This is a genomic window from Arenimonas sp. MALMAid1274 (genome assembly GCF_049195245.1).
Classification (GTDB): Bacteria; Pseudomonadota; Gammaproteobacteria; order Xanthomonadales; family Xanthomonadaceae; genus Arenimonas.
In genome coordinates, this window is sequence record NZ_JBMIRR010000015.1 from 1 (window position 1) to 371 (window position 371).

1 protein-coding gene is annotated in these 371 nt (G+C 66.0%); it reads left to right on the forward strand.

Annotated features, from left to right (window positions below; all coding sequences use genetic code 11):
• Window positions 1–371, forward strand: a 371-nt coding sequence (locus ACOQFR_RS00140; RefSeq protein ID WP_421377408.1) for a hypothetical protein, incomplete at both ends; no start/stop codon positions are given.

Here is a 371-nt window from a genome sequence, read left to right on the forward strand (position 1 = left end):
GACGCCGTCAACGACGCTGCCGGCCCGGTCAATGGCTTCGTCGCCAACACCAATGTCGTCAACGTCCTAGGCAATGACCTGCTCAATGGTGCGGCGGTCAATCCGGCCGACATCACCCTTGCCCCGGTGACGAATGGTCCGCTGACGGTCAACGCGGACGGCAGCGTCGACGTGGCGGCGGGTACCGCTGCGGGAACCTATACGGTCGACTACGAGATCTGCGAGCTCCTCAACCCGGCCAACTGCGACACCGCCACGGTCACCGTGACGGTCGAAGCGGCCGTGCTCGACGCGATCAACGACACGGCGGGTCCCGTCAACGGCGCGACCGGCGGCACGAACGTCGTCAACGTCCTGGCCAATGACCAGCT